The sequence below is a fragment of the Chitinophaga sp. XS-30 genome (genome assembly GCF_008086345.1).
Taxonomy (GTDB): domain Bacteria; phylum Bacteroidota; class Bacteroidia; order Chitinophagales; family Chitinophagaceae; genus Chitinophaga.
In genome coordinates, this window is the sequence record NZ_CP043006.1 from 1,374,626 (window position 1) to 1,389,600 (window position 14,975).

10 protein-coding genes are annotated in these 14,975 nt (G+C 51.8%); 5 read left to right on the forward strand and 5 right to left on the reverse strand.

Translation table 11 applies throughout. The features are described 5' to 3' along the window. Positions 1-202 precede the first annotated feature (202 nt). Positions 203-964 (reverse strand): geranylgeranylglyceryl/heptaprenylglyceryl phosphate synthase, encoded by a 762-nt coding sequence (locus FW415_RS05815; RefSeq protein ID WP_148383338.1) that lies wholly within the window; start codon positions 962-964, stop codon positions 203-205. A 285-nt stretch (positions 965-1,249) separates the two neighbouring features. On the opposite strand from FW415_RS05815, the gene FW415_RS05820 reads away from it, so the two are divergent. Then, positions 1,250-4,570, forward strand: a complete 3,321-nt coding sequence (locus FW415_RS05820; protein ID WP_148383339.1) for a vitamin B12-dependent ribonucleotide reductase — start codon at positions 1,250-1,252, stop codon at positions 4,568-4,570. A 938-nt stretch (positions 4,571-5,508) separates the two neighbouring features. Here the strand turns inward: FW415_RS05820 and FW415_RS05825 are convergent. Continuing rightward, on the reverse strand, positions 5,509-6,255 hold the full coding sequence (locus FW415_RS05825; protein WP_148383340.1) for a diphthine--ammonia ligase: 747 nt from the start codon (positions 6,253-6,255) through the stop codon (positions 5,509-5,511). 87 nt (positions 6,256-6,342) lie between these two features. On the opposite strand from FW415_RS05825, the gene FW415_RS05830 reads away from it, so the two are divergent. From FW415_RS05830 to FW415_RS05840, 3 genes are all read left to right on the forward strand, one after another. Further along, complete coding sequence (locus tag FW415_RS05830; protein WP_148383341.1) at positions 6,343-7,719, forward strand: alkaline phosphatase; 1,377 nt, start codon at positions 6,343-6,345, stop codon at positions 7,717-7,719. 223 nt (positions 7,720-7,942) lie between these two features. Next, positions 7,943-8,431, forward strand: a complete 489-nt coding sequence (locus FW415_RS05835; RefSeq protein WP_148383342.1) for a hypothetical protein — start codon at positions 7,943-7,945, stop codon at positions 8,429-8,431. Positions 8,432-8,473: 42 nt separating this feature from the next. Beyond that, positions 8,474-8,977, forward strand: coding sequence for a YcxB family protein (locus FW415_RS05840; protein ID WP_148383343.1), 504 nt, complete (start codon positions 8,474-8,476; stop codon positions 8,975-8,977). Here FW415_RS05840 and FW415_RS05845 read toward each other — a convergent pair. Beyond that, a complete protein-coding gene (locus tag FW415_RS05845; protein WP_148383344.1) occupies positions 8,953-9,384 on the reverse strand; it encodes a GNAT family N-acetyltransferase in 432 nt (143 codons plus the stop codon). The genes FW415_RS05840 and FW415_RS05845 overlap by 25 nt on opposite strands. Before the next feature lie 184 nt (positions 9,385-9,568). Between FW415_RS05845 and FW415_RS05850 the strand changes: the two genes are divergently transcribed. Next, positions 9,569-10,330: a carboxypeptidase-like regulatory domain-containing protein gene (locus FW415_RS05850; RefSeq protein WP_148383345.1), complete on the forward strand. Its 762-nt coding sequence runs from the start codon at positions 9,569-9,571 to the stop codon at positions 10,328-10,330. Positions 10,331-10,490: 160 nt separating this feature from the next. On the opposite strand, the gene FW415_RS05855 is transcribed toward FW415_RS05850, so the two are convergent. Both FW415_RS05855 and FW415_RS05860 read right to left on the reverse strand, forming a co-directional pair. Further along, positions 10,491-11,819 carry a TolC family protein gene (locus FW415_RS05855; RefSeq protein ID WP_148383346.1) on the reverse strand — a complete coding sequence of 443 codons (1,329 nt, stop codon included), beginning with the start codon at positions 11,817-11,819 and terminating at the stop codon, positions 10,491-10,493. A 14-nt stretch (positions 11,820-11,833) separates the two neighbouring features. Continuing rightward, the gene (locus FW415_RS05860) at positions 11,834-14,962 is read right to left on the reverse strand and encodes an efflux RND transporter permease subunit (RefSeq protein WP_148383347.1); all 3,129 of its coding nucleotides are present in this window, start codon (positions 14,960-14,962) and stop codon (positions 11,834-11,836) included. Positions 14,963-14,975: the final 13 nt, after the last annotated feature.

Here is a 14,975-nt window from a genome sequence, read left to right on the forward strand (position 1 = left end):
CTTTGATCTCAACTGGATGGACAATTGCTTTCACGGGAGCATACTTCACGTTATGCCAGGGATCGGTTGGTTTGTTCTGGTTTTCTACTAGCTCTAAATTTCCGTGCTAAGATATATAACCTTCGTGAAGTTTTTATTACTTTCTACAAACAATCAATAATTTTTGGAATACTGGAAAAGTTTACGGCAATTGAAGTGGTGTTCAGTGCCTTGAGGAGACGGGCGCCTGGTGTACAGCATCTGCTATTTCCTTGATCAGGGACGTATCCTTTTCGATAGCATTGCCAACAACAATAATATCAGCTCCGGCTTTGCAGTTGAGGTATGCTTTTTCGGCATCTTTGATGCCGCCGCCAACGATCACGGGAACTTCCACCTGGCTGGCTACGCGATGGATCATACTTTCGGCAATGGGTTTCCGGGCGCCGCTGCCGGCATCCATAAAGATTACTTTCATCCCAAGCATATCACCGGCCATGGCTGTGCACATGGCAATATCATCCTTGTCCGCCGGAATCGGGGCGGCATTGCTGATATAGGAAACCGTGGTGGGCGCGCCGCCATCAATGACCATATAGCCGGTGGAGATCACTTCCAGCCCGCTTTTTTTAACGGCTGCGGCAGATACCACATGCTGGCCGATCAGCAGTTCCGGGTTGCGGCCGGAGATCATGGAGAGATAAAGCAGGGCATCCGCATATTTCGACACCTGCGAAGGACTGCCCGGAAAAAGGATCACTGGAATTGAGCAGGTGGCCTTGATCTGCTGAACCACCTCATCGAGGTGATGGGTGATCACAAGACTGCCTCCCAAAAAAATATAATCAACCCCGGCTTCCGTACATTTAGCAGCCAGATCAACGATCCCGGTAGGGGTCACCTTGTCCGGATCTATCAGCACTGCGAATGACTTTATACCTTTTGCCTTTCTCTCGATGAAGGAACTGTATATTTTTCTGTACATTAATTTTGCATTGTTCCGGTTGTCGCAAATGTATAAATTTTTTTCTAATAAGGTACAGGGTTTCATAAATATGTATGACGTTGAATCTCCAACCGAAATAACGCCAAAAGGATGCCAATTCCCCCTCTTTTGCCGTTAAATGTTAATCGGCGCAGACAACACCCTTATGCACAGGCTGTGGATAATAAAACTGGGAATCGATATCATTAAAAATTATTTTAGTAATCCCGCATAGAGAGTTATTAATTAATCGAATTGCTAATCCTGTATTAAATTATTTAGGGCATGAAAAATCAAGTTACCAAGGCTGGAGGCCTGGCGTTTTCCCGTCACTTCACCCGGGAAGGCGTGAGTCCGTATGACCAGTTTGAATACGATCTCCGTACCTCCGTGATCCGCAACCCGGGAGGTGATGTAGTGTTTGAGATGAATAATGTGGAAGTCCCCCGGTCGTGGTCGCAGATCGCCACGGATATCCTTGCCCAGAAATATTTCCGTAAAGCAGGCGTACCTCAGCCGGACGGTTCTACCGGCCGCGAAACCTCCGTCAGGCAGGTTGTGCACCGTATGGCCAATTGTTGGCGCGCCTGGGGAGAAAGATATGATTACTTTGCCTCAAAGGAAGATGCGCAGGTGTTCTATGAGGAACTGGCGTATTGCATGCTCAACCAGGCCTGCGTACCCAATTCCCCACAATGGTTCAATACCGGCCTGCATGAGAGTTACGGCATCACCGGCAAACCCCAGGGCCACTACTACGTGGAACAGCGCACCGGCAAGCTGGAAAAATCAACATCCGCCTACGAAAGGCCGCAGCCGCATGCCTGTTTTATATTGAGCGTGAGCGATGACCTGGTAAATGATGGCGGTATTATGGACCTCTGGGTCCGGGAAGCCCGGATCTTCAAATACGGTTCAGGCGTGGGCACGAATTTCTCGCAGATCCGCGGTGAAGGCGAAAAGCTGAGCGGCGGCGGTACCTCCAGCGGGTTGATGAGCTTCCTCAAGATAGGCGACCGGGCGGCCGGCGCCATCAAATCCGGCGGCACTACCCGCCGTGCAGCCAAAATGGTGTGCCTGGACCTGGACCATCCCGAGATACTGGAATTCGTGAACTGGAAAATGGAAGAGGAAAAGAAGGTAGCGGCCCTCATTGCCGCCGGCTATTCCGCTGATTATGAAGGAGAAGCCTACCGCACCGTCAGCGGGCAGAATTCCAATAATTCCGTACGCATCCCCAACAGCTTCTTCCATACGCTGGAAGCGGATGGCGACTGGGAACTCAAAGGCCGCATGAACGGCAAGACCGTTAAAACCGTGAAAGCCAGTGATCTGTGGAACCAGATCGCCTACGCGGCATGGCGTTGTGCGGACCCCGGCACCCAATACGACACGACCATCAACGAATGGCATACCTGCCCCCAGGGCGGGCGCATCAACGCCTCCAATCCCTGTTCCGAATACATGTTCCTGGACAATACAGCCTGCAACCTGGCCTCCGTGAACCTGCGCCGCTTTTTCGACGAGCGTACCACGCAATTCGATGTAAGCGGGTTCGAGTACACGGTGCGGTTATGGACCGTAGTGCTGGAAATATCCGTGCTGATGGCTCAATTCCCCTCAAAAGAGGTGGCCCGCCTCAGTTACGATTACCGTACCCTGGGCCTCGGGTATGCCAATCTCGGTTCCATGCTCATGGTCAGCGGGATAGCGTATGACAGCGAGGAAGCCCGCGGCATTGCCGGCGCTATTACCGCTATCATGACCGGCGTATCCTACCGGACCTCCGCCGAAATGGCCGCCCACCTCGGCCCCTTCCCGAAATTCGAAGAGAACAAAAGCGATATGCTGCGGGTAATGCGCAATCACCGGGCCGCCGCCTACGATGCCGCGGACGCGTATGAAGGCCTGGAGATCAGGCCGCAGGGGATCAATGCCCGGTATTGCCCGGATTACCTGCTGAAAGCCGCCACAAAAGCCTGGGACGATGCCGTGAAGCTCGGTGAGCAGCACGGGTACAGGAATGCACAATCCACCGTGATCGCCCCCACCGGCACCATTGGCCTGGTAATGGATTGCGATACGACCGGTGTGGAGCCTGATTTCGCGCTCGTGAAGTTCAAAAAACTGTCCGGCGGCGGGTATTTCAAGATCATCAATCAATCCATCCCCACTGCCCTGCGCCATCTAGGGTATAAGGACAATGAAGTAAAAGCGATCGTGGACTATGCCAAAGGCACCGGCAGCTTCTCCGGCGCCCCTTATGTCAACAAGCAGAGCCTGAGCGAAAAAGGCTTCATAGCAGAGGAACTGAAGAAACTGGACAGTGCGGTGGCCTCTTCTTTCGATATTGCTTTTGTGTTCAATGTGTACACCCTGGGCGAAGAATGCCTGCAGCGCCTTGGATTCAAGCCGGAACAGTATTTCAATATGGAATTCAGCCTGTTGCATGAACTTGGGTTTACAGATGAAGAGATAGAGGCCGCCAACGATCATGTTTGCGGTACGATGACCGTGGAAGGCGCACCTTATCTGAAGGATGCACACCTCCCGGTATTTGATTGCGCCAACAAGTGTGGCAAAAAAGGAGAGCGTTTCATCCACCCCCATGGCCACATCCGCATGATGGCCGCTGCACAGCCCTTCATTTCCGGCGCCATTTCCAAAACCATCAACCTGCCGAACGAGGCCCAGGTGGAAGAAATAGCAGATGCTTACAAGCTGAGCTGGGAGCTGGGCCTCAAAGCCTGCGCATTGTACCGGGATGGTTCCAAGCTGAGCCAGCCGTTAAGCAACAAGAGTGACAAACGGAAGAAAAAGGAGGATACCGCCGAAGCAGCGGATACCGGGGCACAGATCATCGATATGAACCAGCTGACCATCGATGAGCTGCTGGAAGAGCTGAACAAGCGCATGCTGGCCAGTTCCGACACCTCTCTGAAACGTGCGCTGAGCCGCATCGTGGAAAGAAAGACCCTGCCTGCCAAACGCCGCGGGTTCACCCAGAAAGCCAAAGTGGGGGGACAGCCCATCTTTCTGCGCACCGGAGAGTACAACGATGGCACACTGGGAGAGATCTTCATCGACCTGGCCAAGGAAGGTTCCACCCTGCGCAGCCTGATGAACTGCTTTGCCATAGCTGTGTCCGTAGGCCTGCAATATGGCGTGCCGCTGGAAGAGTTTGTGGACAAGTTCGTGTTCACCAGGTTTGAGCCGGCCGGTATGGTGGATCATCCGAATATCAAATCTTCCACATCACTGATCGATTATATCTTCCGTGTGCTGGGATATGAATATCTCGGGCGGACGGACCTCGTGCATATCCTTGACGGACCCGGCAATACCGGGGAAGAGGAATGGGATGAGCCGGCAGTAAAACCGGAGCTTTCCAATGTAAGGGTGATCGGCGCCGTAGCCGGACAGGCGCCCCAGAAGGCCGTAAAAAGTCAGCCTGTGGCTGCAGCCAGCAGCGAAGGAGGAACGCAGGAATACATGCGTAGCATGCAAAGCGATGCGCCGGCCTGTAATACATGCGGTCATATCACCGTTCGTTCCGGCACTTGTTACAAATGTCTTAACTGCGGCAACAGCATGGGCTGCAGCTGACAAAAACGGGATGTAGTTTAGGAATGTTTAACAAAGCATAATCCGTTTTTGTGTTTTTTGCCGATCGCTGAAAGTCGCTGTGGTATTGGCTTTGTGAGGGACAAATGATAAAAAAACTTTGTTAATTATTTGTTATTCGGAGGTAAAAATTTCAAATAAAGTTAATATAGATATACCTTTGATTTTAAATAGGGTTTTCATAGGATAGTAACAAATTGAGGGCGCTTTTCTAGGTGCCCTTTTTCTTTTCCCCTAACTGAAGAAGATCATCCTGCTTGTTCCTCCGGAGCAGGCAAAAGAAGATGAGGAATAGACCTTACCAGGTATGACTAGCTTCCTTTATACGCTGAAAACCAATTCCCTTTCGACCTTTATCAGACCCCGTTAAACCGCAGTCCGCAATCGCCTGCCAGGGAACGGCTCGTTGGATGTTTTCCGATATCCGTTGACCCGGCTCCGGGCGCCTCCAATCCCGCATGCTCGTACCAGGGAATGTTCCGGTAGTAGTCCTGCGCAAAAAGCAGTGCAAAAACCAGCCAAACGAAATATCCCGAAAGCCGTTTGTTAGCGATCGAATTCTTCCGATGCCCTTTTGTAGTGGAAAATCTTCAGTTTTGGGACGCTATTTGTTAAGAACAAAAAATAATCTGCCCCTCAAAAAGCGAAGTTTTATTCGATTACATCTAAAAAAACACCATTTTTTTGATATTTGACTATTTAACAGGGTGTATTTTGAGGTTTTTAAATATTACATGTTAATCCTTTCTATTTATTTAATTTATTTTATATTTGTTTAAGTATTAATTTTTATATGGTTACTGTCCTATGAAAAACCAAATATTCCTACACCGCAAGAATCTTCTTGCACTGTAAATGACTCTCGAAAGCAATGGATTTTTCCATTGCTTTTGTTTTTTCAGGAAATGCGGGTGAAACGATCAGACGGGGAGCAGATCGCAGAAATAAAACCGGGTGTCCCAATCGGTGGGTGTGGTGTTGAAGCAGTCATCGCCCTCATCTTTATAGCAATTACTTCCTTCATCCCGGGCCGGGGTGTATAAACGTTCTACCGTTTCGCCTGTTTTAAAGGCGACAGGCGCTTTAAAAATGGGGCCTTCGAAAACAAAGCTGTGAAACTCGCCGTTTTCTCCGCAGGGGTCAACGCCTGCAGGGAGATCGGCGAGGAAGGCCTCGTCTATCAGCCGTCCCGCAAAAGAGGCCGGGAGGTATTTTGCATTCACACAAACAACAACAGCTTTAAATCCGGCTGCGATGAAAGCTTTTACCAGCCGGGCACTGTCCTGTTTCCACAAGGGAAAAAGGCCCTGCATGCTCACTTTCGACAGTTGTGTTTCCCGGTAAGTGCGCAGGTCTTCCAGGAATATATCCCCGAAAACGGCATGTTCAACACCTTCGGCCCCGAAAGCGGACAGCTGTTCCTGCATAATGGCATTATAATCTTCCATCGATGCATTTTCCGGCAGCCAGGCCTTTACCAGCGGGATGCCCGTTTGCTTCGCCTGCTCATCCAGCAGCGCTTCTCTCACGCCATGCATCGATACCCGGCGGTGAGCGCCACTGAGCGTAGTGAACAGGTAACGGATATCGTATTTTCCCTCCTGCTGCAATTGCCACAGGGCAAAGGAGGCGTCTTTGCCCCCGCTCCAGTTGATATATGCCTTCATTTAACGTAAAAATAAATAAATCCGGTGTCTGTGCAGGCAAGTCCCTCCCCGTAATGCCATATATTTGAAATCGTAATTTCTACCCTTATGGCAAACCGTTTCCTGTCCCTCTTTCTCCTGATCTGTTTTACCGGCAGCGCCCTGGCGCAAGGTCCGCCTGCCGTTACCGCACAACGATCGCTCATTGCCGGCCCGATGGCGGGATCGGTGGAACTGCGCGATGTTATTATCTGGCTGGAAGTTGCCCCCGCCGTAAAGCAGGTGGCGATCCGGTATTATCCGAAAGGGAAACCGGCCCTGGCAAAGACCGAAGCCTGGAAGGGGGCGTTGGGCAACCGGTACAATCCGCTGAAGATCACCCTGGCCAACCTTGAGCCGGGCACGACCTATGCATACGATGTTTTGCTGAACGGCGGGAAAGTGCGGCTGCCTGCCCCTGCGATGTTCACCACCAAGGCTTTATGGCAGCACCGCGTTCCGGCGCCGGACTTCACTTTCCTGGCCGGCTCCTGCGCCTACTTCAATGAACCGCCGTTTGACCGCCCCGGCAAGCCTTACGGGAACGATTCCTCCATTTTCGAAACGATGGCCCGCACTCCGGCCGATTTCATGCTGTGGCTGGGCGACAACTGGTACACCCGGGAAGTGGATTACAGTTCGGTGCCGGGTTTGCAGTACCGTGCGCACCGCGACCGGTCCATGCCGGTGCTGCAAGGCTTTCTGCAGGCCATGCCGCACTACGCCATCTGGGACGATCATGATTTCGGGCCCAATAACGCCAATAAATCCTACATCTTCCGGGACGTTTCCCGGGAGATATTCTCCCAATACTGGCCGAATCCCACTTTTGGGGAGAACGGCCGGGGCATTTATACCAAATACAGTTACAGCGATGTGGATTTCTTCCTGCTGGACGGCCGTTACTGGTCCAGCGCCGGAGAATTGCCGGACAGTGTGGACGGGCAGCCCAATCCGGACAAAAAGATGTACGGGGATGAGCAGATGGAATGGCTGCGCAATGCCCTGATACAGAGCAATGCAACCTTCAAGTTCATTGTGACCGGGAGCCAGGCCTTGAACCCGATCTCCATTTATGACAGTTTTCATCATTTCCCCGTTGAATATGAATCGTTTATGCGCTTTTTGAAAAGCAATGACATCCCCGGCATCATTTTCCTCACCGGAGACCGGCATCACTCGGAGGTGATCCGCCTGCCCAGGGAAGACACCTATCCTTTATATGATATTACCAGCTCTCCATTGACCTCCGGTGTGGGCGGAGTGCTGTACGGCAATGAGAAGAACAACCCTTACCGGGTGCCCGGCACCCTGGTGGTCACGCAGAATTTCGCCAGCCTGAGCGTAACGGGCGTGAAAGGGAAACGGCGGTTGAAAGTGGTATTTATGGACAGGGAACAACGGGAATTGGCCGTTTTTGAGGTATCCCAGCAGGATCTGCGGTGAGCAGATTGCCGAAATCATACCCTCAAAGCGGGCTTTTCAGCATTTTTTTAGAAAAATCCGGGGCATGTTGCAACTTTTTGAACAACCGGTCGTCTTTTTAGTACATCCCGCGAGCAGTTGATACCGTTAAAACCACTGTTTGTACCGTAGAAATACGGATTTGTACCGGGAACATATTTTATATGATTTATTTTGTATTTTTAGGCTCTTAAAATATACCCTTATGAAAAAGCTGTTGTTTTTGCTGATGCTCGTTACGGTAGCGGCCACTGCAGCGATCGCCAATAACGGTGATAAGAGAAATAATGGTGATAAGCCCGATAAAGGCGCTAAAGCCAAAACTGCCAATGTAAACAGGTTGGAAGAGTTCATCTGGACGCTTCCGCAATCCCAATCCCAGGTGGAGAAGGTAGACGATTGTGAAATGCAAAAAGCAATGGTCGATCTTTATAAATGGTATCTGCAAAATGAAACCCGCATCAACAACAGCCCTGTGCTGACCGGTGATGATCATGAAGCAGTGGTGGCTCCTTTCAAGGTAGATCCCAAAGTGCTGCAGCAGTACCTTAAGTTCATCAAAAAGAATTTCCCCGGGCTCAACGAAGATGATCTGACGGACAAACACGATGTTTCCGCCACAAAGAAAAAGAGCGCACCGGTATCTTACCGTGATGACCTGGATGCGCCTATTTCCGTGACCGCTTCGAAATAATTCCTCCTTTTCCTGATTTGAAAATTTTCGTAAGTTCGCTGAATGCACTTTTTGCAGTTTACTTACAACAAGGAAGAGGTCATTAATGCATTACGTTTCCACTTTCTCAGAAGAGGCGAGATAAAGGTTTTCCGCAATACGCTGATCATCCTGCTTATTGCGGCTATTGCCGGTTATCTCTTCAGGGTCGTCAATTTTAATGCATTGCTCGGGATCTGTGTGATGATGATCATCATCGGGTGGGCATTCTGGTATCTGCTCCCTGTATCTACCTACAACAAGGCGGCAACTTTCAAAGACAATATCCGTTTACGTTATAACGAAGAAGGACTGGCTATTTCTACCGGAACGGCCGGTGAACGTTCCTTGTCCTGGCGGAATTTTTCGCAGATCGTGGAAACGCGGTCGTTCTTTTTTTTGTACCGGGACAAGCGGAGTTTCTTCCTCATCCCCACCAGTGCATTTGCCAGTGAGGACGCCCGTAATGCTTTCAGCATCCTGCTGCAATCCATTTTTTCAGATTACAGCCGTTTGAACATTTCATAGTGGGGGATACCTACTTCCACAAATTCCTCTCCCCTGACCGAGTAGCCATTTCTGATGTAGAATGGCGCAGCTACCTTCCGGGCATGCATCATCAGTTCAGCAAAACCGCTGTTCCGGGCCTGTTCCTCCGCAAAAGACAGTATCCGGCTGCCGGTCCCTTTACCATGCAGGTGCTCATCTACTGCCATCTGCCGCAATTGTACCGTTATATCGTTCACGGGAGTGAGAATACAACAGCCCAGGATCCGTTCCTCTTCAAAACAACCGATCAGCACATCATTTATCTCCTGCCGGAGGTATTCCGGTGAAAAAACGAGACCCAGGGGCTTCCGGAGTATCCTGTCCCGCAACTGTATCATGGCCTGGTGATCGCAGCTGCCATATTCAATGATGCGCATAGTGTCCATCCCGTAAAATTACTGCGGAAAACCCTGAAAATGATCATCAGCGTTGGGGAGCCACCGATGGGCGTATGGCATGATATTCGGTTGATGAATGCCGGATTTATGCGCGCGGGTCAGGTGTATTGATCCGCCGGAATTATTTTTAACTTTTCATTTGGCACGGGAACGCTAAATTTGAAAGATTAGTATGAAGTATTCTCTGTTTAGATACGCTGTTGCACTTTTCGTATGTACGCTGTTCCTGTTGCAGGAAGCGGCAGCCCAGGTGCGCATTACGGGAATGGTAACGGACGCGGACAGCCGTGCGGGCCTGCCCTCTGTAAGTATATGGAATAAAAGATCGAAGTCCGGCACCATCAGCAACGAAACGGGGCGGTATTATATTGAGGCATTGCCCGGGGATACGATAGAGTTTTCCATGCTCAGTTATGTGCGGTACCAGATGGTTGCACCCGGCATTTCCTCCAATCAGAACGTGGAGCTGAAACGACAGATATTCGGATTACAGGGCGTAAATGTGCGTGGCCGCATCTATCACCGGGATTCGCTGGCCATCCGTGATGAGTACGGAAGGTATTTCGGCTATAAAAGGCCCGGGGCCATGGACGTGCTGAAAACCCTTCCGGCCAACCCCATTACAGCGCTGAGTTACCTCATCCCGAGCAAGACGCGCAAACGTAAAGAGAAATTCGGTGAACAGCTGGTGTACTGGGAAAAGGAAAAACATATCGATTACCGCTATAACCCTGAACTCGTTGCCAAGCTCACCCGACTGGAAACGCCGATGCTGGATACCTTTATGCTGGTACACCGGCCCAGCTATAGTTTCCTCATGAATGCATCTGATTATGATCTGATGCTCTTCATCAAACAATCGTATGCGAAATTCGTGAAAGACCGCGGGCTGAAACCGGAAGACCAGGATACTACCGGCACGGCGCAGCCTTAGGGCGTTTTCATTTCACCGCAGGGGCTTTATCATGGCGGCAAAAAAGCCGGCCGCTTTCGCAACCGGCTCCGCATTCATCATTTCCGTTTAAATTATTTCAGAGAACCCGGCTTTCCGCCGCTTGGGTGTTGTACCTCGCCTGGATGAGGCGGGTTCCCGTTTATTTCAACAATTCTCCTTTCAGCCGCATCAGTTCCGTTTCCGCCACTTTGGTGTTGTATCTCGCCTGGATCAGGCGGTATGCGGCGAGTTCCAGGCTCTCCTGTGCTTCTCTCAGCTCCAGCGTAGTGGAAACTCCCTGTTTGAACCGTTCCAGCGCCACCATCACATTTTCCCTGGCCAGCTCTACACTTTCTTCCTCAAGACTGAGGGCCTGTTTATAATATTCATAATCCCGGAACGCATTCCGCAGGAACAGGTTGACCTGTGACTGCTGATTCTCCAGCGCCAGCTGCTGGTACTGGATGTCCAGCTTGGCGGCCTTGATCTGCCGGTGTGCGTTAAGCCCGTTGAAGATGGGCACTGTGGCAGAAAAACCGTAATTAAAGCCCCTGTTCTGGTTGAACACCGGGCTGAACTGGTTCACGGCAGCACTGGCGCGGGACTGGTTAAAGTTGTATGCCGAGTTGAAGGAGATTACCGGGAAGAGGTCGCCGGTCCGTTCTTTCAGTGTGATGCGTGATATTTCCAGGTTCTGCCGGGCCACCTGCAGCAGCGGATTGGTGTTCCCGATATTTTCCAGGATGGCCCCGAAGGAGAGGCCAAGGTTCACCGGTATGGTGTCCAGCACATCGTAGTTGGTGCTTTCATCCGCAATGGCCAGCAGCTGGTTAAGCGCCGCTTTGCTCTGCTCAATGGCCGTTTGCTGGCGCAGCCACATGGCGCGCTGGGCATTGTAATCCACTTTCGCCTGAAGCCAGTCCGTTTTAGGAGCAAGGCCTGTCTGGAATTTGGCGTCCGAGAGTTTCACCCGTTCGCTGGAAATATCCATTTGCTCCGCCAGGGCCCGCAGCTGCTGTTTTTGCTGGGCGATGTTGTAATAGCTGTTGATGATATTGGCGATGGTGTTCTCCACCTGATTTTTAACGCTCAGTTCCCCCAATATCTCTATGGCCTGGAAGCGCTGCCGGGTGGCAAACATTTTGAGACCGTCGAACAATGTCCAGTTCAGGTTAACAGCGGTCTGCCACTGCTGGTTTTTCAGGCCGCTGGTATCTCTTTTGGAGCCGTTGCCGAATTCCTGTTTGGTGGCCATATTGCTCCAGGTTTTGGTGGCTGTGCCATTGATACGGGGAGCAAAGGCAAAGTTGGCATATGCAAAATCATTCGCGGCTACTTCCGCATCATTGCGGGCCATCCGGATGTCGAAATTATTTTTTAGTCCGAGGTCTATCGCCTGTTCCAGCGTCAGCACTTCCTGTGCGCGGGCGGCCTGTGCGAACAATATTGAAAAACATCCTGCTGCAAAAAGCTGTCGTGTCAATTTCATGGTGATTTATACATTTATGCGTGTGCCGCTGCTGCAGCTGCTTCCGGATTCTCTTCACGGAGCGCGTTTTCATATTCAACATTCTTTTTCCTGCGGCTGAGGAAAGTGTACATCGCCGGGATCACGTAAAGCGTCAACACCAGGGAGAACATGATGCCTCCTACGATCACGATGCCCAGCGGAATACGGCTGGTTGCCGCAGCGCCGATACTCAGCGCGATGGGCAGTGCACCCAGCGCCATGGTAAGGCTGGTCATCAGAATAGGGCGCAGGCGCATGACGGAGCCATCTACCACAGCGGCGGCCTTTTCCTTGCCGGAATCGCGCATGTGATTGGCGAACTCCACGATCAGGATACCGTTCTTGGTCACCAGGCCTATCAGCATGATCACCCCGATCTGTGAGAAGATATTCCAGGTTTGCCCGAATATCCGGAGCGAAAGCAGGGCGCCTGCAAATGCCAGCGGCACGGTAAGCATGATAATAAGGGGGTCTGCCCAGCTTTCAAACTGAGCGGCCAGTACCAGGTAGATCAGCACCAGCGCCAGCAACAGTGCAAACATGGTATTGGAACCGCTTTCCGCATAATCGCGGGAAGATCCGCTGAGGGCGGTATCAAAAGAAGCATCGATCACCTCTTCCTGTTTAAGCTTGTCATAAATACCGCGCATGGCCGCAATGCCATCGCCAATGGTGTAGCCGGGCGCAAGGCCGGCGGAGATGGTGGCGGACTTCATCCTGTTGAAGTGATAGATCACGGGAGGGCTGGTCTCTTCCTGAATGGTGACCAGGTTATCCAGCTGTATAGCCTCACCGCGGGTATTCCTGACGTAAATGCTTTGCAGATCGATCGGGTCATCACGGTCTCCGCGGAACACCTGCCCCATGACCTGGTATTGTTTGCCGTTGCGGATGAAATACCCGAAACGGCGGTTGCTCAGGGCCAGCTGAAGGGTGGAAGAGATATCCTCTACGGAAACGCCAAGTTCGCTTGCTTTTGCGCGGTTGATATTCACGCGCAGCTCCGGCTTGTTGAATTTAAGATCGATGTCCACCGTTGAAAATACAGGATGATCGTTTGCTTCTTCGAGGAAGCGGGGAATAACGGAGGAAAGTTTTTCGAAGTTCACGTTCTGCAGTACGAAAGCTACGGGCAAGCCGCCGCGCCGGCCTACCTGGATAGTCTGCTGTTCTATGGCAAATACTTTTCCCTGCGGGAAGCGGTACATGTTGCGGTTCACCATGTTCACAATATCATTCTGAGAGCGCTCTCTTTCATGCGGATCGTTCAGCGCCACGTTGGCGAATGCAGAGTTGACCGCACCGGCGCCCGAAAATCCCGGAGCGGTAACAGAAAGGATCACCTCCTTTTCCGGAATGGAATCCTGCAGGAACTGCACGAGGTTGGTCACATACGTATCCATCGCATCATAGGATGTGCCTTCCGGCGCGGTGATGGAAAGGCGGAACCTGCTTCTGTCTTCCACCGGCGCCAGTTCAGACTGCAGGCTGTTGAATATGATGTAAATCATGCCGAGGCAGACCGCGATGATGACCACCGCCGCCCAGCGGGCTTTCATAAAAGCGGAAAGTGAGCTCCTGTAACCCTCTTCCATCCAGCGAAAGAAAGGTTCTGTTTTTTCGTAGAACCAGGAATGTTTATGGGTTTTACGCGCCAGCTTTACGTTCAGCACCGGCGTGAGCGTGAGCGATACGAATGCGGAGATCAGCACCGCGCCGGCCACTACGATCCCGAATTCCCGGAACAGGCTGCCCACAAAACCCTGCAGAAAGATGATGGGAAGGAATACGAAGGCCAGTGTAATGGAGGTGGCGATCACCGCAAAAAATATCTCCTCGGAGCCTTCCTTGGCGGCGCGCATCCTGGGCAGGCCTGCTTCTATCTTTTTATAAATATTCTCCGTGACCACGATACCGTCATCCACCACAAGTCCGGTTGCCAAAACAATTGCCAGCAGGGTAAGGATATTGATGGTAAAACCGCAGAGGTACATGATAAAGAATGCACCGATCAGCGATACCGGAATGTCCACAATAGGGCGGAGGGCCATCAGCCAGTCCCGGAAGAAGAGGTATATGATAAGGATCACCAGCACCAGTGCGATGATGAGTGTTTCCTGCACTTCATGGATACTTTTTGTGATGAAGCTGGTATTGTCCATCGCAATATTCAGCGTGAAATCTTCCGGTACTTCCGCTTTCAGGTTCTCGTATCTTTTATAGAATTCTTCCGCGATGGCTACGTAATTGGTGCCGGGCTGGGGGACGAGCGCGAGCGCGATCATGGGAATGCCGGATTCCTTCAGCTGGGTCTCTTCGTTCTCGGGGCCGAGTACGGCCTGTCCTACGTCGCGCAGGCGGATCTCGGCGCCATTGATATTTCTGATGATGAGCGCGTTGAACTCTTCTTCCGTGTCCAGCCGCCCGAAGGTACGCACGGTCAGTTCCGTGGCATTGCCGGTGATCTTGCCGGAGGGCAGTTCCACATTCTCTCTTTGCAGGGCCTGCATCACGTCTCCGGGTGTGAGGCTGTAAGCGGAGAGCCGGGCAGGGTCCATCCAGATGCGCATGGCGTATTTTTTTTCGCCCCAGATCTGTATGGCGCTGACGCCGGGAATCGTCTGCAGTTTCTCCAGCAGCACGTTGGTGGCATATTCCGTGATCTCCAGCTGATTGCGGGTATTGCTTTGCACGGTCATGGAGATGATAGCATCCGAGTTGGCATCCGCTTTGGTTACCACGGGCGGTGCTTCCAGATCCTGCGGCAGGTTGCGCGCAGCCTGGGAAACCTTGTCGCGCACATCGTTGGTAGCGGCCTCCAGGTCTTCTCCCAGTTCAAACTCCACGGTGATATTGCTGCTGCCCTGGCTGCTGAGGGAAGATATATTCTTGATACCGGCTACGCCGTTGATGGCTTTTTCGAGCGTTTCGGTGATCTGTGTTTCAATGATGTCTGAGTTGGCGCCCGGATAGGAGGTGCGCACGTTCACTATCGGGGGGTCAATGGCGGGAAGGTCCCGCACCCCGAGGAATGAAAAGCCCACAAGGCCGAAGATCACAATGATGAGGTTCATCACTATGGCCAGTACCGGCCGTTTGAGGGATATGGAAGGTAAGCTCATGTTCTTCTTTTTG